A 17,660-nucleotide genomic window follows, 5' to 3' on the forward strand; every position below is an offset into this window, starting at 1 on the left:
TTCGCCTTGACTTGGAACTCAGTTCCAAATTATGTCACGAGGACCGTCAGTGCAACAGGGAGGCGCATGGATGGCCCGGAAAGCAGCAATGGAACCGCGGGAGCCCGCGGAAGAGGCCGGCGCCCAGCCGGGGATGCAGGCGCTCTTGCGCGGCTTGCGAATCCTCAACCTTGTTGCCCAGTCCGACAGCCCGATGCGGTTCACCGCCCTGCTGGAAGCCACAGGCCTGCCCAAGGGCACGCTGCACCGTATCCTGCACACTTTGATCGACGAACGCTATCTGGTGCTGAAGGAAAGTGACCAGACCTATGTGCTCGGCTCGAAGCCGTTCCAGCTGGCGCACCGCGTGTGGGACCAGTTCGACCTGCGCGGCGCGGCGGAGCCGGAACTGGACCGGCTGGCGGAACTGACCGGAGAGGCCGTGCGGCTCGGCATCCTCGACGGTGACAAGGTGCTCTATATCGACCAGCGCGACCTGCCGCGGCAGATCCGGCTGGCCAACGGGATCGGGTCCCGGTCCTCGATCCATGCGACGGCGCTGGGCAAGGCCATGGCCGCGCATCTGACCGCGGCCGAGCGCCAGCGTCTGCTGACCGGCGTCGATCTGGAGAGTTTCACCGACCAGACGATCGTGCAGGCCGGCGATCTCGACCAGCAGCTCAACATCATCAAGGCGCGCGGCTATGCGATCTCCATCGGAGAGCAGCATGATGACGTGAGCGGTGTCGCCGCCGCGATCCTCGACCATCGCGCCCGCCCGCTCGGCGCGATCGGCATTGTCGGACCGTCCTACCGCCTGCCGGCCGAGACGCTCCATTCCTACGGGCGGGAGGTGATCGAGGCCGCGCGGCGCATCTCGGGCAATATCGGCGAACTGGCCATGTCCATCGCGGTCAATCCGCGCCCGCTCGACCTTGGGGGCGATGTGCGCTGTGTCATCCCGGGCGAGGATTTTCTGGGCGAGGGGCCGTTCTGGGACGCCGACGCGGGCCGCCTCCACTGGGTCGATATTCTGGCGCCGGGCGTGGTGTCGGGCGATCCTGTGACCGGCGAGCGCAGCTTCCGTGCCATGAACGAACTGATCGGTGTGGCCATTCCCCGTGCCAAGGGCGGGTTCGTCTGCGCGACCGAGACCGGCATCAAGCTGATGGATGACAAGGGCGACATTTCCGTGCTCGCCACGCCGGAGGAAGACCGCCCCGGCAACCGGTTCAATGACGGGAAATGCGACGCGAAAGGGCGGCTCTGGGTCGGATCGCTGGCGATCAACACCGAACCCGGTCGCGGGCGGCTCTGGCGGATCGAAGGCGACGGCGCGTCGACCATGATGGAAGACCAGATCCACATCGCCAACGGGCTCGGCTGGAGCCCGGACAACCGCACCTTCTATTTCACCGACAGCGGCGCGCGGACCATCTGGGCGCATGATTTCGACCTCGAGGCCGGCACCCTGTCGAACCGCCGTGCTTTCGTGACATTCGATCCCGGCGACGGGGTCCCGGACGGGATGACCGTCGATGCCGAAGGCGGGGTCTGGACCACGCTCTGGGACGGCTGGGCCGTGCGGCGATACCATGCTGACGGCACGCTCGACCGCTCGATCTCCGTGCCGGTGCCGCGCCCGACAAGCTGCACTTTCGGCGGGCCGCAGGGCGAGACGCTTTTCGTGACATCCGCACGCATCCGCCTGTCGGCGAAACAACTTTCCGACGCGCCGCTCTCCGGCAGCGTCTTTGCAATCGAGACCGGGCTCAAAGGGCAGCCCGACCGGCCGTTCGCCGGATAAGGAGGACCAAAATGGCAGATCTGCAAATCAACGGGCTCTGGAAGCGCTACGGCACCGTGGAGGTGCTGAAGGATATCGACCTGAGCATCGGGCATGGCGAATTCGTCGTCTTTGTCGGCCCCTCGGGCTGTGGCAAGTCCACGCTTCTGCGGATGATCTGCGGTCTGGACGAGGTCTCGGACGGGCAGATCGCCGTCGATGGCGAGATCGTCAACGACGTGCCGTCGTCGAAGCGCGGCATCGCAATGGTGTTCCAGTCCTACGCGCTTTATCCGCATATGACGGTCGCCCAGAACATGGGCTACGCGCTGAAACTCGCGGGCGAGCCGAAAGACGAGATCGCCCGCCGGGTGCAGGAAGCCGCTGCGGTGTTGCAGATCGAACCGCTGCTCGACCGCAAGCCGCGGCAACTTTCCGGCGGCCAGCGCCAGCGCGTCGCCATCGGCCGCGCCATCGTCCGCGAGCCCAAGGTCTTCCTGTTCGACGAGCCGCTCTCCAACCTCGATGCAGCGCTGCGCGTCGATATGCGCATGGAATTTGCGCGGCTGAAGGAACGGCTCGGCACCACGATGATCTATGTGACCCACGATCAGGTGGAGGCGATGACGCTGGCCGACAAGATCGTCGTGCTTAACGCCGGCCGGATCGAGCAGGTCGGCTCGCCGATCGAGCTTTACCAGCGTCCGGCCAACCGCTTTGTTGCCGGTTTCATCGGCTCGCCGAAGATGAATTTCCTGAAAGCCGATACGCAGGCCGGCAGCGTCACGCTGCCCGGCGGCCGTCTGTCTGTCGCCCATCCGCCGGCGGGTCTGGCCGAGATCGGCGTGCGGCCTGAACATCTGCGGATCGGCACCGACGGTGACGGCCGGATCGAGGGCGTTCTGGAGGCGACCGAGCATCTCGGCTCCGACACATTCGCGATCCTTGCCGTGGAAGGCGCCGACCGGCCGCTCATGGTTCGCCTTCCCGGCGAGCAGCGGCTCGACCGCCTGTCCCGCGTTTCCGTCACCTTCGATCTGGCCGATGCCTACGGGTTCGACTCGGACGGGCAGGCGGTGGACCTCGCACAGGGTCAGGCCAACGCGGCATGATGCTGGAGACCTCCGACCATCCCGAACTTGTCCCCCATCCGGTGGACGAGGCGCGTTACCCCTCGCTTGACGGCAAGGGCGTCATCATCACCGGCGGCGCGTCCGGCATCGGCATGTATCTGGTCGCGGCTTTCTGCGCGCAGGGCGCGCGCGTCGGCTTTATCGACATAGACGGGCAGGCGGCCGAGCGGGTCGCCGGTGTCTGCGAGACGGCCACCGGCAACCGGCCGGCATTCGCAGTGGCTGACCTGCGCGACATCGAAGCACTGCGCGGCGCTGTCGACACGCTGCGCGAAACATGCGGGCCGGTGCAGGCGCTGGTGAACAATGCCGGCAATGACGACCGGCTGCCGGCGGCCGAGGTGACGCCCGATTATTGGGACGACCGGATGGCGGTGAACCTGCGCCACCAGTTCTTTGCAGCGCAGGCGCTGTTCGATGACCTGGAATCCACAGGCGGCGCCATTGTGAATATGGGGTCGACCAGCTGGATGCAGGGGGCGGCGGGACTCATTGCCTATACAACCGCGAAATCGGCGGTACAGGGGATGACGAAATCGCTGGCCCGCGAGTTGGGGCCGCGGGGCATCCGCGTCAATGCCATCGCGCCGGGCTGGATCCTGACCGAGCGGCAAGTGAGCCGCGCCAAGGCGATCTACGCCGACAAGTTCGATGACTACCTGACAAGGCAATGCCTGAAATCCTTCCTGCTGCCACCGGACGTGGCGCGGATGACGCTGTTCCTCGCGGCCGATGACAGCCGGATGATCACGTCGCAGACCTTCGTCGTGGACGGTGGCGTGACATGAGCCGCCAGCCCGATATTCTGTTTCTGCTGCCCGACCAGTTGCGGCCGGATTTCCTTGGCTGCTACGGCGCGGGGTTCCTGAAGACGCCGCATATCGACGCGCTGGCCGAAGCCGGCCTGCGCTACGAGACCTGTATTTCCCCGTCGCCCATTTGCGTGCCGGCAAGGGCCTCGATGCTGACCGGCCAGTCGGCCATGGGCTGCGGCGTGATGGACAATCTGCACTGGCCGCGCCCCGACCGGCCTGCAATGGGGCTGCGGACCTGGCCCGACCATTTGGCGTCTGCGGGCTATGCGACGGCAGCCATCGGCAAGATGCATTTCTACCCGTGGGACATTTCCGAAGGCTTTGACACGCGCGTGATCGCCGAGGACAAGCGCCACATCCATATCCGCGACGATTACGACGCGGCCCTGCGGGCGGCCGGCCTGCGCAAGGTCCATGCCCGCGAACAGGAAGGCTATGTGGACGGCAAGGGCGCCAGCATCAGCGACCTGCCGGAACCCTATCAGGTCGACCGCTGGGTGGCGGGGCAGGCGGCGGAAGCGATCCGCGCGGCCGACCCCGACCGCCCGCTTGCGATGATGGTCGGCTTTCCCGGCCCACATTGCCCCTACGACCCCCCGCGCGAGGCGCTCGACAGCATCGATCCGGCCAGCCTGCCGGCACCCCTGCCGCGGACGGCCGAAAGCGCGACCCATCACGCGGCGTTCGTCGCCTCCTACAAGCGGGGATGGGCGGATATCGACTATTCCGACCTGACCGACGCGCATGTGCGCGGCATCCGCCACCATTATGCCGCGCTTGTGGAACGGCTCGATCAGGATGTCGGCACGATCATCGCCGCGTTGCGCGAGAGCGGGCGGCTCGACAATACGATCGTTATCTTCGCCTCCGATCACGGGGATTATCTGGGCGATTTCGGGCTGGTCGGGAAAACCTATTTCCATGAGCCTGCGATCCGCGTGCCGCTCATCGTGGCCGATTTCCGCGCCCCCGCACCCGGGGTGGAGGCGCGTGCCGTCTCGCTCCTCGATCTCTACCCGAGCTTCCTCGACTGGGCCGGCGTCGAGGTGCCGTGCCATGCGCGCGGGCGGCGGCTGGGCGACATAGACCGGGACCGGATCATCACCGGCGCGACCGTCCACGGGATGATGGCGCGGGGGCTCGGCTGGAAGCTGGTGCGGTACCGGAACGGCACCGTGGCGCTTTTCGATCTGACCCGCGATCCGCAGGAGCAGCAGAACCGGATCGGCGACCAGCCGGAGATTCAGGCTGTACTCGATCACGCGCTGACCTTAGCCGTGCTTGACGGGTTTGCCGCGGCCCATGCCGACAAGAAAGTGGCCGAGGCGCAGGCCGGTCCGGACCATGATTTCTACGGGCGCGGCTGGCAGCGTCCCTATCCTGCGCCAATAAACTGAAACCGAGTTTCAAAAAACTTGCCGGAACGGCGAAGCTCGGCTAAAAGAGAAATTGGAACTGTGTTCCAAACAATGATTCAGGGAGGAAGACACTGTGAAACTGATTCGAGAAACGCTGACGGCGGGCCTGCTGGCCGCGGCTGTCGCGGTGCCGGCCCAGGCCGACACGGTCGAGTTCATGAACTGGACCTTTACCGAGGATTCCGGACGCGACCGCATCCAGGCGCTGATGGACAACTACGCCGCCAGCTCCGACCATGAGGTCGAGGCGATCGGCTATGCATGGAGCGACATCAACAAGAACGCATTCCTGCGCGCACGGACCAACACGCTGCCCGACGTGATGCAGGTGCAGGGCCGGTTCCTGCCGACCATCGCAAATATCGACCAGATCCTCGATCTGAACGAGGTGTTCGGCAAGGACGCGCTGGAAGCGCAGTTCCCGCCGGGTTTCCTTGCCATGGGGCAGGTCGACGGCAAGCAGGTTGCGCTGCCGTGGATTGCCGGCACGATCGGCATGGTCGCCAACAAGCAGGTGCTGGAAGCCGCCGGCGTTGACGGCATCCCCGAGACGGTCGAGGAATTCCGCGCCGCGCTCGAAAAGGTCCGCGATACGGTCCCGAACTCGGTGCCCTATGGCATGGCCACCAAGAACAACAATTCGATCCTGCTCGACTATCTGATCTGGGCCTGGACCTTCGGCGCCGACGTGATCGGTCCGGACGGCAAGCCGGATGTGAATTCCGAAGCGGGCGTGGCCGCGATCGACTTCATGGTCGGCCTGATGAACGACCGTCTGTCGGCACCGGAAATCGACCGCCCCGACGCGCGCCGGCTCTTCGGCCAGGAAGCAACGGCCTTCTATTTCGACGCGCCGAGCGCCAAGAAATTCGCCGCCGACTTCTCCGGTCAGGGGGACGCATATATCCCCAACGTGATGCCGATGGAAACGCCGACGCTGGCGGCCGACGGCACGCCGGCTGCGATCCAGTGGGGCCATGTGCTCGTCATGTTTGGTGACGACAATGCCAGCGGCGACAGTGCCGCCGCCGGGTTCGTGCAGAACATCCTGTCCGACGAGGTCCTGATCGACTTCGCCGTGGGCGGGGGCGCCCTGCCGCCGACCACATCGGCGCTGGCCAGCGATACGGTGAAAAGCGACGCCTATCTGACCGCTTGGGCCGAGGCCGCCGTGGCTCCGCGTCCGAACCCGATCGCGCCGCTCTCCAACGGTGGTGCCATCTCCGACATGATCGGTGAAGAGGTGCAGGCCGCACTTCTGGGCCAGAAGTCGCCGCAGGAAGCTGCCGACGATCTGCAGGCCCGCCTCGAAGAGGCGCTGGAGTAACTGAAACTCCCCCCGGAGCGCCCGCTCCCGTCCCACGCGGACGGGGGCGGGCATAAAGACCCGACCCCCGGACATACAGGAGTGAGACATGTCTTCGACGACCCAAAGTCTGACGGCCCCTGAACTGGCCGACTATGAACGCGACGGTTACGTGATCCGCAAGGGGTTGCTGTCCGCCGAAGAGGTCACGGCCCTCAATGCGGTTGTGAACAACGACAAATCGATTGCCGACGCCGTCTATGGCCGGACCGACGCCAGCGGCGCGACGACAGAACTGGCGCTCTGGCAGGATCTGGGCGACGACATGTTCGGCGCGCTGGCCCGGTCGCGCCGGATCGTCGACAGCATGAACGCCATGTTGGGCGGCGAAGCGGCCTTTTTCCATTCCAAGCTGACCCTGAAACGCCCCAAGGTGGGCGGCGCCTGGGACTGGCATCAGGATTACGGCTACTGGTACCGCTCGGGCTTCCTGATGCCCGACATGGCGTCGGTCTTCATCGCGCTCGACCCGTGCCGCAAGGAAAACGGCTGCCTTCAGGTGCTGAAAGGCTCCCACAAGCTCGGCCGTATCGAGCACGGGATCAACAAGGAGCAGGTCGGCGCCGACATGGGCCGCGTCGAAGCCGCAATGAAGCGGATGGAGCTTGTCTACGCCGAGATGGACCCGGGCGACGCGCTTTTCTTCCACGGCAACACGCTGCATTCCTCGTCGGCCAACACGTCCGACCGGACACGCAATGTGCTGCTCTGCTGCTATTCGCGGGCCGATAATCCGTCGATCCTCGACAAGCCGAACACCAAGATCACTCCGATCGACCCGCTCGATGATGACCGCGTGATGGACTGGCTCGACAAGCCCATCGACGCGCAACGCCCCTTTGCCAAGGCCTCTCCGGCCGCATGAGCGATATGACCTACACTTCTGAAATGACCGCCCCGACCCGCGTCTCTCCCGAAGCGCGACGGGGCGGGTTGAAAGCGGCGGAGCGCCGGTTCGGACTCCTGTTGCTGGTGCCAGCGCTCGCCGCTTTCGGCATTGTCGTGCTCTTCCCCTTCCTTGAAGCGCTCGGCCTGTCCTTCTACGCCTACACGATCGAAATGTCGGAGCCGGAATGGAACGGCATCGACAATTTCGTCGAGGTTCTGACCGATGGCGCGGTCATTTCCTCCTTCTTCACGACGATGATCTTCGTCGGTCTCGCCACCTTCTTCTCGATCCTGCTGGGGCTCGGCTGGGCGCTGATCCTCAACCATCCGTTCCCCGGCCGCACAGTGCTGCGCGGCCTGTCGCTGATGCCCTGGGTCATGCCCGCGATCGTGGCCGCATTCATCTGGGGGTGGATCTTCAACTCGCGCTACGGGCTGATCAACGCGCTCGGCATGGAGCTTGGGCTTCTGGAACATCCGCTGGCCTATCTGTCGACGCCTGCCGGCGCTATGGCCGCCGTGGTTATTGCCAAGGTCTGGCTCTCGGTCCCGCTCTTCATGGCCTTCTTCATCGCCGGTCTGCAAAGCATGGACCGCGAACAGATGGAGGCCGCCCGCGTCGACGGGGCCGGCAACTGGCAGATCCTGACCCACCATGTGCTGCCGCATCTGAAACCGGTCATCATGGTGACGGTCGTGCTCGGCATGGTCGGCAACCTGCAGCATTTCGATACGATCTGGGCGCTGACCGGCGGCGGTCCTGTCCGGGCCACGACGGTGCTGTCGATCGAGGTCTACCGCCGCGCGTTCGAGCAGTGGGATATCGGCATGGCCGCCACCGTTGGCGTGGTCTGGGTCGCGACGATCCTGCCGCCCGCTTACTTCTACCTCCGCGAATTGATGAAGGGCACGGAATGATGCTCGACCTGACCTCCACCAAGGCCAAGATCGGCTTCGGCGCCACCGCGCTCGTGATCGGCTTCTTCCTGTTCTTTCCGGTCTACTGGCTGCTGATTTCGGCCTTCAAGACCAACGAGGAACTCTACCGGATCATCCCGACCGTCTATCCACACACATGGTCGCTGGAACATTTCCGCTACGCGTTGAGCGAGGGCGGGTTGCTCCTCCAGCTTGGCAACACGCTTTTCGTGTCGCTCGGCTCGGCCGTCATCAACTGCACCATGGCGGTCTATGCGGGCTACTCCTTCGCGAAATACCGCTATTTCGGGCGGCGTCCGATCATGCTCTTCATGCTCTCGGCGCAGATGTTCCCCTTCGGGCTGCTGCTCATCACCATCTACCCGATGTTCACGACTTGGGGGCTGCTCGACACGCGGGGCGGGCTGATGCTGTCCTACATCGTCTTCGCGCTGCCGGTGGCGACCTACATGCTCTACAGCTATTTCAGCCAGGTGCCGAACGAGCTGATCGAGGCGGCGCGCGCCGACGGGGCGTCTGACCTGCGGATCTTCCACACGATTGTCCTGCCGATCTCGGTCGCGCCGATCGTGACGGTGTTCCTCTACAGCTTCATGTGGAGCTGGAACGACCTGCTCTATTCGCTGACGCTGATTGTCAGCGAGGACAAGCGCACCGTCGGGCCGGGCATCCTGCTCACCTATCTCAATGACAGCCATTCGGACTGGGGCGGCGCCATGGCGGCCTCCATCCTGGCGTCCGTTCCGGTCATCCTCGCCTTCATGGGGCTGCAACGGTTCTTTATCGAAGGCGTGACCGCAGGAGCAGTCAAATGACGTTGCGCGGATGTTTTCCCGTCCTTTGCACCCCCTTCAATGATGACGGATCGGTCGCACCGGACGATTTCGACAATGTGATCGACTTCTGCCTGTCGGTGGATGTGGACGGTGTCGTCTTTCCCGGCGTGGCGTCCGAGGTCGATACGTTGAGCGCCGACGAGCGCGCGATGCTGGTCGACCGGCTCGGCCGGCGCGTGAAGGGCCGTGTCCCGTTCATCGTGGGCGCGAGTGACGCCGACCCGGCCGGCGTGGCGCGCCATCTGGAGAGCGGCACCGCCGCCGGTGCGGCAGGGGCCATGGTCATGGCGCCGGGTGTCGCGGGCAAGGATCTGGCCGCGCAGGACGCGTTCTTTGCCGCCGTGACCGGTGCTGCAACCATTCCGGTCATGTTGCAGAACGCGCCCGTGCCGATCGGGGCCGGACTGCCGCCCGAGGATGTGGCACGTCTCGCCGCACGGGACGGGATCGACTATGTGAAGGAAGAGACGATGCCCTGCGGTCAGAACCTGACCCGCATCGCCGATGCAGCGGGCGCATCCATCAAGGGCGTCTTCGGCGGTGCTGGCGGGCGCTACATCACGGATGAACTGGCGCGCGGCTCGCTCGGCACGTTGCCGGCGAGCGAACTGGCGGACCTGCATGTGCGGCTCGTCCGCGCCTGGGCAGCCGGTGACGAGGCCGAGGCCCGCCGCCTCTTCATGGTGACGATGCCGCTCCTGAACTTCCAGGCGATCTTCCGCATGGACATGACCAAGACCGTGCTGAAGGCCCGTGGCGTGATCTCCGCCACACATGTGCGCGGCAAAGGTCCGCGGATGGACACCGGCGACCGGGCAGAGCTTTTCGCGCTGCTCGACCAGATCGCCCCCGAACTGAACGATTATGAACTTGCCCCGAGAAAGGCCGCTGAATAATGACTCGATCCGACACGTCCCCCCAACCGCTTGACCGGATCGCCAAGGTCGAGAGCTTCATCGTCTCGATCCCGCGTGAGGTGCCCTATCTTGGCCCGCTCCGCGACGGCGAGTTCATCAACGAGAAGGGCTATCTGATCCGCAAGGGCAACCGGTCGATCTATCCGGCATCCGACATGTCTGTGCTGGTGAAGATCACCGGCGAGAGCGGCCGCATCGGCTGGGGCGAGACTTACGGCATTGCTGCGCCCGAGGCGGTGACAGCCATCATCGACAATCTGCTCGCGCCGGTTCTGGTCGGTCGCTGCCCGTCAGAGGCCATGGTGATCTGGGAGGATCTCTATGACCTGATGCGCGTGCGCGGCTTCTTCGGCGGCTATTATGTCGATGCTCTGGCGGGCGTCGATATCGCGGTCTGGGACCTTTATGGCAAGGGCGCCAACCTGTCTGTCGCGCAACTGCTCGGCGGGGCGCGGCACCGGACGCTGCCGGCCTATGTGTCGGGCCTGCCGCGCGCCACATTGCAGGAACGCTGCGATCTGGCACAGGAATGGGTGGCCAAGGGCTATCGCGCGATCAAGTTTGCCGCGGCCGTCTCTGACGAGGGGATCGTGGCCGAGATGGCAGCGCTGCGCGAGGCCGTCGGCGCCGAGGTCGACCTGATGGTCGATCTGCACTGGAAATTCGAGGCGAGCGAGGCGATCCGCCTGATCCGCCGGTTGGAGCCCTACAATCTCTACTTTGCCGAAGCGCCCTGCCAGGCCGAGGATATCGAGGGGCAGGCACGGGTTGCGGCGGGCATCGGCGTCCCGCTGGCGCTGGGTGAGGAATGGCGCACGGTCTACGAGGTCCGTCCGCGCCTGATGGCGGCGACCTGCGGCATCCTGCAACCCGAGATCGGCCATACCGGCATCACCCAGTTCGCCCGCATCGGCCAGATGGCGCAGGCCTTCCACAAGAAACTGATCCCGCATGCCTCGATCTCGATGGGGCTCTTCATGGCGGCGAGTCTTCAGGCAACGGCGGCGCTCCAGCGCGTGCCGTATCATGAATACCAGCATTCGATTTTCGACCGGAATCTCGACTTCACCGATGGCGACATGGGCTGCGAGGCCGGTCACTACCGGATCCCGACCGGGCCGGGCCTCGGCGTCGAGCCGAATGACGCGCTGCTGCAGCATGTACGGGGGCTTTCATGACCAAACGCCACGGCATCTACCCGATCCTCTACGCTTTCTGGGACGATCACGGGCGGCTCGACCGCGACGCGATGGCGAGGCAGGTCGACTATTGCATCGATCAGGGCGCGCACGGGATCGCGGTGCTCGGTCTGGTGACCGAAGTGCACAAGATGGACGTCAACGAGCGGCTGAACCTCGTGGAGATGGTCGGCGCGCAGATCGCGGGTCGTGTGCCCTATGCGGTGACCGTGGCCGAACCGTCGATCGAGGGACAGATCGCCTTTTCCCGCGCCGCCGCCGGGGCGGGCGCTGACTGGGTGATCCTGCAACCGCCGCCGATCAAGGGAACGTCAGCTGCCGACCTGATCCGCTTCTTCGGCACCGTGGCCGACGCGATCGATATCGGTGTCGCGGTGCAGAACAATCCGGTCAATCTCGACGTGGCGCTGAGCGCGCAGGGCCTGATCGATCTGCACAAGGCCCATCCCAATATCTCGCTCCTGAAGGGAGAGGGCTGGTCGGTCGACATTGCCCGCGTGATCGAGGGGTCGGACGGGGCTTTCGCGGTCTTTGGCGGCCATGGCGGGATAGAATTTCCCGCGCTGCTCGCCTCGGGCGGGGCGGGGCTCATCCCCGCGCCCGATTTCCTGCCCGCGCAGATCGCCATGTACGAGGCCTGGCGCGCCGGTGACCGTGCGGGTGCGATGGAGATCCACCGCCGCCTTCTGCCGGCAATCGTCTTCATGTCGCGGTCGGTGCCTGGGATGCTCTGCTACGGAAAACGGCTCTTTGCCGAGCAGGCCGGCATCACCATTTCGACCGAACGCACGCCTGCGCTGCAGCCGACCGAATTCGGGCTGGCCCAGATGGCCGAATTTGCGGCCGATATTGCGCAGGCAGCGCGGCTGCGCCGGCCGACCGAAGCGGCCTGACGCAAAGATCTGGCGGCGCGGTCTGCGCCGTCAGTTTTCCGGGCTCGTGTAGGGCACCACAGAGTCGGCTTCCATCGAATAGCTCACCTCGACCGCCAACTGTCCGTCGCTGAGCGTGACATCTTCCACCAGTTGTTCCGACCGGAGCGTGCCTTCGATCCAGACAGGCTCGTAAAGGCCGCCGGCTTCGATCCCTTCGGCAAAGGTCACATGCACCATCTGGTTGGCAGGCGGCGGCGGTACGTGGATGCAGGCCCCGACTGTCGGGACGAGCAGGAACTCGTGCACCTTGCGGCCCACAACGTCGAGCGGCAGCAGGTAGCCCGGCATGCGGATTTGGCGGTCCACGACATCGGCGTTCACGCTGGTTTCCGCGGCACGGCGCGCGCTCATGATCTCGAGCCGTTTCTCGAAGAGCCAGTCGACGTCAAGTCCGTCCGCGGCCAGTTCGGCGCGAATCTCGGCGGCGCGCTCAAGATCGGCAGCGTCGGCAGCATCGCCCGCCGCTTCGAGTCCGAGGATGGTGCGCAGCCCGTTCATCTGGTCCGCGTTCAATTCCTCGAACGGATTGTCGATTTCGAACATCTCAGCCGGCATCAGCTCTTCCCAGCCGATGGTCGCTGGCGCGGCGGCCGCGCCGAGCGGCAGACATGCGATCAGTGCGCTTGCGCAAAGTGTCGGAACCAGTTTCATGCAACTCTCTCCAGTGATGCCGGTCAGAGCCGGATCGACAGGCCGTCGGCCAATGTCATGCGATAGACCCGCGCGGCGGGGATCAGCGCGGCGACAAGGCCAGCGGCGAACAGACCCAACAGGATGCCCAGATCTTGAGGAACGTCAATCCAGAGCGGCAGCGACAGGCCGAACCGTGCCGACAGGACCGGATTGGCAAGCGCCGTTGCGGCGGCGAGCAGGGCAAGGCCCGCCAGAATGCCGCCCGCCATCAGGAGCGCGGCCTCGGTCACGATCATGCCGGTGATGCTTCCCGGCGTCGCCCCGACAGAGCGCAGGATCGCAAATTCGCGGCGGCGGGTTTCCAGCGTGGCAGACAGCATCACGATCATGCCGATCATCCCCGCAAGGGCCACCGCCCAGCCCATCACGAGCATTGCGCGTTCGGCCGTGCCGGTGATCGACCAGAGTTCGGCCAGAGCCACAGCAGGGATCACCGCCGAGACCGGATCGGTCCGCAACTCGGTCAGCTGCCGCTGAAGCCCGAGAATGGCCCGGCGGTCCTTGAGGCCGACATAGATCGCGTTGATCTGGTCCGGCTCGTGCGCATGGTCATGTGGATCCTCCTGATCGTCGCCATGTGCGTCATCCGCGTGATCGTGATCATCCTCGCCGTGACTTTCGTCCGCGTGGCCGTGGTCGTCATGGTCCTCGCCGTCCGCATGCGTCTCGTCGTGCCCATGCTCGGCCTCGGCGTCATGGCCATCCGCGCCCTCATGGTCTACGTCCTGCGCCGGCGCGTCAGGGGCCGCCGCAATACTTTCAGCCGCGAACGGGTCCGCCTCGGGCGGGGTGCGTTCGGCATGGATCTCGTCAAATCCGGCGAGCGAGACGAAGACCATCTTGTCGGTGGCCGTGCCGGTGCGGGCGAGGATGCCCGAAATCTCGAACGGCGCTTCGTCATGCATGTCGAAGGACACGTCGCCAAGCCCGTGCGCGTTGACGATCACGTCGCCGATACCGTAGCCGAACCGCTCGGCTACATCCGCGCCGATCACGGCTTCCTCGGACTCGCCCGCGCCGAAGGGGCGGCCTTCGGCAAATTCGAGCATCTGTCCGCCGGAATGGCGGAAATGGTCGAAATAGCTGCGCTCCGTTCCGATGACCGGATAGCCACGATGATTGTCGCCCATCTGCATGGGCACGGCCCAGCCGACCTGATCGAGCGCCTCGACCGTCTGATACGTGTCCCATGTCAGGCCGGTGCCGGTCGAGCCGGCGCCGAATACCGTGGCCATCAGGATCTGCACGCTGTTGCCGCGCGGGGCCACGATCAGGTCGATGCCGGAGGCCGAGTTGGCAAATCCGTTGCGTGCCTCGTTCCGCAGGCGCTCCACGCCAAGGATCAGTGCGACGCTGAGCGCGATGGAGAGGATCGTGAGTGCCGCGAGGAACCGGCGGTTCCAGAGGCTGCCGAACGCCAGACCAAACATCAGGCTGCCCCTCCGTTCAGCGCCTCGAAGTCGAGCGATGCATCGAAATGCGGTTCCAGACTGCGGTCATGGCTGACGAACAGCAGCGCCGCACCGGCGCTTTCTGCCTCGGCCCGCAACAGGGTGATGAACCGGACCTTGGCGGCCTCGTCGAGGGCGGATGTGGGTTCGTCCGCCAGGATCACCTCGGGCGCGCCGATGAGCGCACGCGCGGCCGCCACGCGCTGTTGCTGCCCGACGCTGAGTGTCCGCGCAGGTGCCGTGGCGAGCGCGGGATCGTCGAGACCGAGCTCTGCCAGCAGCCGGTCGGCGCTTGCCTTCGGGTCCGGTCCTGCCGACGCTTTGCGCCGCGCGGAATAGCGGCAGGGCAGAAGCACATTGTCCCGCGCGCCGAGCCAGGGCACCAGGTTGAAGACCTGAAAGATCATCCCGATATGGTCGGCCCGCACGCGGTCGCGTTTTGCTCCGCCAAGGGATGACAAGTCGATCCCGGCAATCTCGATCCGGCCGGCGCCGGGGTCGAGCACGCCGGCCAGCGCGGCAAGAAAGGTTGATTTCCCGCAACCGCTGGGACCGTAGAGGAACAGGCTCTGGCCCGCATCAAGCGAGAAGGCGGGAATATCAAGTGTCGGAGCCGCCTGTCCGGGCCAGACGAAACGCAGGCCGGAGGCGGAAATAGCGGGCTGTGGGGCGGTCTGGGACATGGGAGAATCCCTAGCCAAAGCCGGATCGGTTTTCCAGCCTGTAAGCCGCCCGTCACGAATGTGTCAGACGAAGAGTTGGTGGCCACGGGTGTGACGATCGGCATGACGCGGCGACCGCTGCCGTGTTATGGCACGGGCAGGAGAGGGAGCTTCGGTCATGAGCACGACGGACACGGTGCGCGAAGACGGCTACAGATGGGTCATTGTCGGGGCGGCATCGCTGCTGCTCGCCATTGCCATGGGCACGCTCGTCAACGGGCTGTCCGCGTTCCTGCTGCCGCTGGAGATGCAGTTCGGTTGGGACCGGGCCGATGTGTCGGCCATCAACAGTTTCGGGCTGGTCGGCATTGCCGTGGGCGGCATCGTCATGGGGTTTCTGGCCGACCGGGTTGCCACCCGCAACATCTGCCTCGCCGGGGCCGCCACCCTGTCGCTCGCGCTCCTGCTCGCCGGACGGGCCGATGCGCTCTGGCAGTTCTACACGCTCTTTTTCATCGCGGGCGCGATCGGCGGCGGCGCGCTCTTCGCTCCGGTGATCGCGCTTGTCGGTGGCTGGTTCCGCAGCGGGGTCGGGCTGGCCATCGGGATCGCATCTGCCGGGCAGGGGCTGGGGCAGGGGCTCGTGCCCTTTGCCGCGGGCTACCTGATCGACGCGACAGGTGTCCAGATGGCCTTCACCATCCTCGGCCTGTTCACGGCGCTGACGCTGGTGCCTCTGTCGCTCCTGATGCGCGACCCGCCTGCGGCCGACACCGCCGCTGCGGGCGGCGCCGAGCCAGCCCCGCTCATCCGGCCCGCAATCCTGCTGCCGGCCCTGTCGATTGCCGTCCTTGGCTGCTGCACCGGTATGGCCGTGCCGCTCATGCATCTGGTGCCGCTTATCCAAGGGGTCTGCGGCGTGGGTGCGGAAGCTGGCGGTCCGCTCCTTCTGATGCTGGGCGCGGCGATTGTCGGGCGGCTCTTCTTCGGCCGCCTATCGGACATTATCGGTCCGGTGCGGGCGTGGATGGCGGCCACGGGCTGGCAGACGCTGTTGATGATCGGCTTTGTCACGCTCGGCTCGATGCAGAGCTTCTGGCTTTTCGCGCCGCTCTACGGGTTCGGCTATGGCGGAGTGATGACCGGCGTGCTCGTCACGGTGCGGGCGCTGACACCAGCCGCGCGGCGCGCGTCCGCGACGGGCATCGTGCTCGCCTTCGGTTGGCTCGGCCATGCGCTCGGCGGCTGGCAGGGCGGGCTCTTCTTCGATCTGACCGGGGCCTATTTCTGGACCTTCGCCAATGCGGTCATCGCAGGCATGCTCAATCTGGCCATTGTCGGCACGATCTGGTGGGTGCTGCGGCAGCGCAGCCGCGCGACCGCCTGAACCGCCGCACGGCGTCGCGGTCAGATCAGGCCGCGTTCCGCCAGATTGGCCATGAACACCCGGATGCCGAATGTCCATTCGGGGCAGTCTGTCGACAGGCGCACCCGGTTTTCCAGCCGCCCCAGTTCGGGGCAGGCGATCGTCACGCGGTCGCCGATCTTGTGGGTGAAGCCGCCGCCCGGCGTGTCGCGATCCTGCGTCGGCGCGAAGAGCGTGCCGAGGAAGAGCATGAACCCGTCTGGATATTGGTGATGCCGCCCGATCGTCTGGGCGACGAGATCCTCGGGCTTGCGGCTGATCTCGCGCATCGAACTGTGGCCGTTGAGCGTGAACCCGTCGGCTTTCCCAGTGACCGTCAGGTCAAGCTCCAGCCCGCGCACCGTGTCGAGCGTGAACCCGTCATCGAACAGCCGGATCATCGGGCCGAGCGCACAGGAGGCGTTATTGTCTTTGGCTTTCGACAGCAGTAGCGCCGAGCGCCCCTCCACATCGCGCAGGTTGACGTCATTGCCGAGCGTCGCGCCGCGTATCTCGCCGCGCGAATTGACCGCCAGCACAACCTCGGGCTCGGGATTGTTCCATGTCGAGATCGGGTGCAGCCCGATATCCGCCCCGTGGCCAACCGCCGACAGGACCTGCGCCTTGGAAAACACTTCCGCGTCCGGGCCGATGCCGACTTCCAGATACTGGCTCCAGAGCCCTTCCTCGATCAGCGCGGCTTTCACCTCGGCCGCTTCCGTGGAACCGGGGGTGATGTTTGACAGGCTGTCACCGATCCGCGCGCCGATCCGGTTCCGGATCTCCGCCGCACGATCCGGATCGCCCGCGGCCTGCTCCTCGATCACCCGTTCGACCATGGAGCCAGCGAAGGTCACGCCACAGGCCTTGACCGCCTGCAGGTCGCAAGGCGCGAGCCAGCTGTGCCCGGCATCGAGCGGGCCGATAGTCTCGCCCTCGGCCGTGCTTAGCCATGCTACCGGATCGTCCATTTCCAGAATGTCGCGCACGGTGGGCGCGGCGCGGCAGGTCACATCGACAAGGGAACCGTCGCGCAGCGTAACGATGGCAGGTCCGATGCCCGCCCGTTCCACACGTCCAAGCCAGCTGCCTTCCGGCAATTCGATCTGCGCCATGGTGACGAACCTCCTGTCATTGAACGCTTTTCGCCCCGAAAGGGGGACGGTTGCGCGATTTTGGGGTGACGCTAGGGAAGACAGGGCGGCGGGTCAATCTCGCTCATACGGTCTTTCCGGTCC

The 17,660-nt window shown here is 65.6% G+C and carries 16 protein-coding genes; 12 read left to right on the top strand and 4 right to left on the bottom strand.

Translation table 11 applies throughout. The annotated features are described in order from the left end of the window. Positions 1–70: 70 nt before the first annotated feature. The 11 genes from GSH16_RS06395 to GSH16_RS06445 all read left to right on the top strand — a co-directional run bounded on the left by GSH16_RS06395 (position 71) and on the right by GSH16_RS06445 (position 12,169). Positions 71–1,786 (top strand): SMP-30/gluconolactonase/LRE family protein, encoded by a 1,716-nt coding sequence (locus tag GSH16_RS06395; protein WP_160853200.1) that lies wholly within the window; start codon positions 71–73, stop codon positions 1,784–1,786. Between the two features lie 11 nt (positions 1,787–1,797). Further along, positions 1,798–2,877, top strand: a complete 1,080-nt coding sequence (locus tag GSH16_RS06400) for an ABC transporter ATP-binding protein (protein WP_160853202.1) — start codon at positions 1,798–1,800, stop codon at positions 2,875–2,877. Continuing rightward, positions 2,874–3,686 carry an SDR family NAD(P)-dependent oxidoreductase gene (locus GSH16_RS06405; protein ID WP_235913055.1) on the top strand — a complete coding sequence of 271 codons (813 nt, stop codon included), beginning with the start codon at positions 2,874–2,876 and terminating at the stop codon, positions 3,684–3,686. The genes GSH16_RS06400 and GSH16_RS06405 overlap by 4 nt, the downstream gene beginning before the upstream one ends. Next, the gene (locus GSH16_RS06410; RefSeq protein ID WP_160853204.1) at positions 3,683–5,110 is read left to right on the top strand and encodes a sulfatase family protein; all 1,428 of its coding nucleotides are present in this window, start codon (positions 3,683–3,685) and stop codon (positions 5,108–5,110) included. The genes GSH16_RS06405 and GSH16_RS06410 overlap by 4 nt, the downstream gene beginning before the upstream one ends. A 94-nt stretch (positions 5,111–5,204) precedes the next feature. Next, positions 5,205–6,458: an extracellular solute-binding protein gene (locus GSH16_RS06415; protein ID WP_160853206.1), complete on the top strand. Its 1,254-nt coding sequence runs from the start codon at positions 5,205–5,207 to the stop codon at positions 6,456–6,458. An 88-nt stretch (positions 6,459–6,546) separates the two neighbouring features. After that, the gene (locus GSH16_RS06420) at positions 6,547–7,362 is read left to right on the top strand and encodes a phytanoyl-CoA dioxygenase family protein (RefSeq protein ID WP_160853208.1); all 816 of its coding nucleotides are present in this window, start codon (positions 6,547–6,549) and stop codon (positions 7,360–7,362) included. After that, positions 7,359–8,303 carry a carbohydrate ABC transporter permease gene (locus tag GSH16_RS06425; protein ID WP_160853210.1) on the top strand — a complete coding sequence of 315 codons (945 nt, stop codon included), beginning with the start codon at positions 7,359–7,361 and terminating at the stop codon, positions 8,301–8,303. Before GSH16_RS06420 ends, GSH16_RS06425 begins: the two co-directional genes overlap by 4 nt. Then, the gene (locus GSH16_RS06430) at positions 8,303–9,139 is read left to right on the top strand and encodes a carbohydrate ABC transporter permease (protein WP_160853212.1); all 837 of its coding nucleotides are present in this window, start codon (positions 8,303–8,305) and stop codon (positions 9,137–9,139) included. The genes GSH16_RS06425 and GSH16_RS06430 overlap by 1 nt, the downstream gene beginning before the upstream one ends. Then, positions 9,136–10,056, top strand: coding sequence for a dihydrodipicolinate synthase family protein (locus tag GSH16_RS06435; RefSeq protein WP_160853214.1), 921 nt, complete (start codon positions 9,136–9,138; stop codon positions 10,054–10,056). The genes GSH16_RS06430 and GSH16_RS06435 overlap by 4 nt, the downstream gene beginning before the upstream one ends. Further along, complete coding sequence (locus tag GSH16_RS06440) at positions 10,056–11,255, top strand: mandelate racemase/muconate lactonizing enzyme family protein (RefSeq protein WP_160853216.1); 1,200 nt, start codon at positions 10,056–10,058, stop codon at positions 11,253–11,255. The genes GSH16_RS06435 and GSH16_RS06440 overlap by 1 nt, the downstream gene beginning before the upstream one ends. Continuing rightward, positions 11,252–12,169, top strand: a complete 918-nt coding sequence (locus GSH16_RS06445; RefSeq protein ID WP_160853218.1) for a dihydrodipicolinate synthase family protein — start codon at positions 11,252–11,254, stop codon at positions 12,167–12,169. The genes GSH16_RS06440 and GSH16_RS06445 overlap by 4 nt, the downstream gene beginning before the upstream one ends. Positions 12,170–12,199: 30 nt before the next feature. Here GSH16_RS06445 and GSH16_RS06450 read toward each other — a convergent pair whose 3' ends face one another. The 3 genes from GSH16_RS06450 to GSH16_RS06460 are packed head-to-tail and all read right to left on the bottom strand — an operon-like array spanning position 12,200 to position 15,038. After that, positions 12,200–12,862: a DUF3299 domain-containing protein gene (locus GSH16_RS06450; RefSeq protein ID WP_160853220.1), complete on the bottom strand. Its 663-nt coding sequence runs from the start codon at positions 12,860–12,862 to the stop codon at positions 12,200–12,202. A gap of 23 nt (positions 12,863–12,885) precedes the next feature. Beyond that, on the bottom strand, positions 12,886–14,334 hold the full coding sequence (locus GSH16_RS15995; RefSeq protein WP_160853222.1) for an ABC transporter permease: 1,449 nt from the start codon (positions 14,332–14,334) through the stop codon (positions 12,886–12,888). Further along, positions 14,334–15,038, bottom strand: coding sequence for an ABC transporter ATP-binding protein (locus GSH16_RS06460; RefSeq protein WP_160853224.1), 705 nt, complete (start codon positions 15,036–15,038; stop codon positions 14,334–14,336). Before GSH16_RS06460 ends, GSH16_RS15995 begins: the two co-directional genes overlap by 1 nt. A 157-nt stretch (positions 15,039–15,195) precedes the next feature. On the opposite strand from GSH16_RS06460, the gene GSH16_RS06465 reads away from it, so the two are divergent. Further along, complete coding sequence (locus tag GSH16_RS06465) at positions 15,196–16,404, top strand: MFS transporter (protein WP_160853226.1); 1,209 nt, start codon at positions 15,196–15,198, stop codon at positions 16,402–16,404. A gap of 20 nt (positions 16,405–16,424) precedes the next feature. Here GSH16_RS06465 and GSH16_RS06470 read toward each other — a convergent pair whose 3' ends face one another. Further along, on the bottom strand, positions 16,425–17,537 hold the full coding sequence (locus GSH16_RS06470; protein WP_160853228.1) for a fumarylacetoacetate hydrolase family protein: 1,113 nt from the start codon (positions 17,535–17,537) through the stop codon (positions 16,425–16,427). Positions 17,538–17,660: the final 123 nt, after the last annotated feature.

The organism is Oceanomicrobium pacificus (assembly GCF_009833495.1).
Classification (GTDB): domain Bacteria; phylum Pseudomonadota; class Alphaproteobacteria; order Rhodobacterales; family Rhodobacteraceae; genus Oceanomicrobium; species Oceanomicrobium pacificus.

Excerpts from the sequence above, each read along its gene's own strand:
- GSH16_RS06425 (WP_160853210.1), top strand. The coding sequence starts at position 7,359 with ATGAGCGATATGACCTACACTTCTGAAATGACCGCCCCGACCCGCGTC.
- GSH16_RS06420 (WP_160853208.1), top strand. The coding sequence starts at position 6,547 with ATGTCTTCGACGACCCAAAGTCTGACGGCCCCTGAACTGGCCGACTAT.
- GSH16_RS06395 (WP_160853200.1), top strand. The coding sequence starts at position 71 with ATGGCCCGGAAAGCAGCAATGGAACCGCGGGAGCCCGCGGAAGAGGCC.
- GSH16_RS15995 (WP_160853222.1), bottom strand. The coding sequence starts at position 14,334 with ATGTTTGGTCTGGCGTTCGGCAGCCTCTGGAACCGCCGGTTCCTCGCG.
- GSH16_RS06460 (WP_160853224.1), bottom strand. The coding sequence starts at position 15,038 with ATGTCCCAGACCGCCCCACAGCCCGCTATTTCCGCCTCCGGCCTGCGT.
- GSH16_RS06410 (WP_160853204.1), top strand. The coding sequence starts at position 3,683 with ATGAGCCGCCAGCCCGATATTCTGTTTCTGCTGCCCGACCAGTTGCGG.
- GSH16_RS06450 (WP_160853220.1), bottom strand. The coding sequence starts at position 12,862 with ATGAAACTGGTTCCGACACTTTGCGCAAGCGCACTGATCGCATGTCTG.
- GSH16_RS06430 (WP_160853212.1), top strand. The coding sequence starts at position 8,303 with ATGCTCGACCTGACCTCCACCAAGGCCAAGATCGGCTTCGGCGCCACC.
- GSH16_RS06400 (WP_160853202.1), top strand. The coding sequence starts at position 1,798 with ATGGCAGATCTGCAAATCAACGGGCTCTGGAAGCGCTACGGCACCGTG.
- GSH16_RS06465 (WP_160853226.1), top strand. The coding sequence starts at position 15,196 with ATGAGCACGACGGACACGGTGCGCGAAGACGGCTACAGATGGGTCATT.
- GSH16_RS06445 (WP_160853218.1), top strand. The coding sequence starts at position 11,252 with ATGACCAAACGCCACGGCATCTACCCGATCCTCTACGCTTTCTGGGAC.
- GSH16_RS06435 (WP_160853214.1), top strand. The coding sequence starts at position 9,136 with ATGACGTTGCGCGGATGTTTTCCCGTCCTTTGCACCCCCTTCAATGAT.
- GSH16_RS06440 (WP_160853216.1), top strand. The coding sequence starts at position 10,056 with ATGACTCGATCCGACACGTCCCCCCAACCGCTTGACCGGATCGCCAAG.
- GSH16_RS06470 (WP_160853228.1), bottom strand. The coding sequence starts at position 17,537 with ATGGCGCAGATCGAATTGCCGGAAGGCAGCTGGCTTGGACGTGTGGAA.
- GSH16_RS06405 (WP_235913055.1), top strand. The coding sequence starts at position 2,874 with ATGATGCTGGAGACCTCCGACCATCCCGAACTTGTCCCCCATCCGGTG.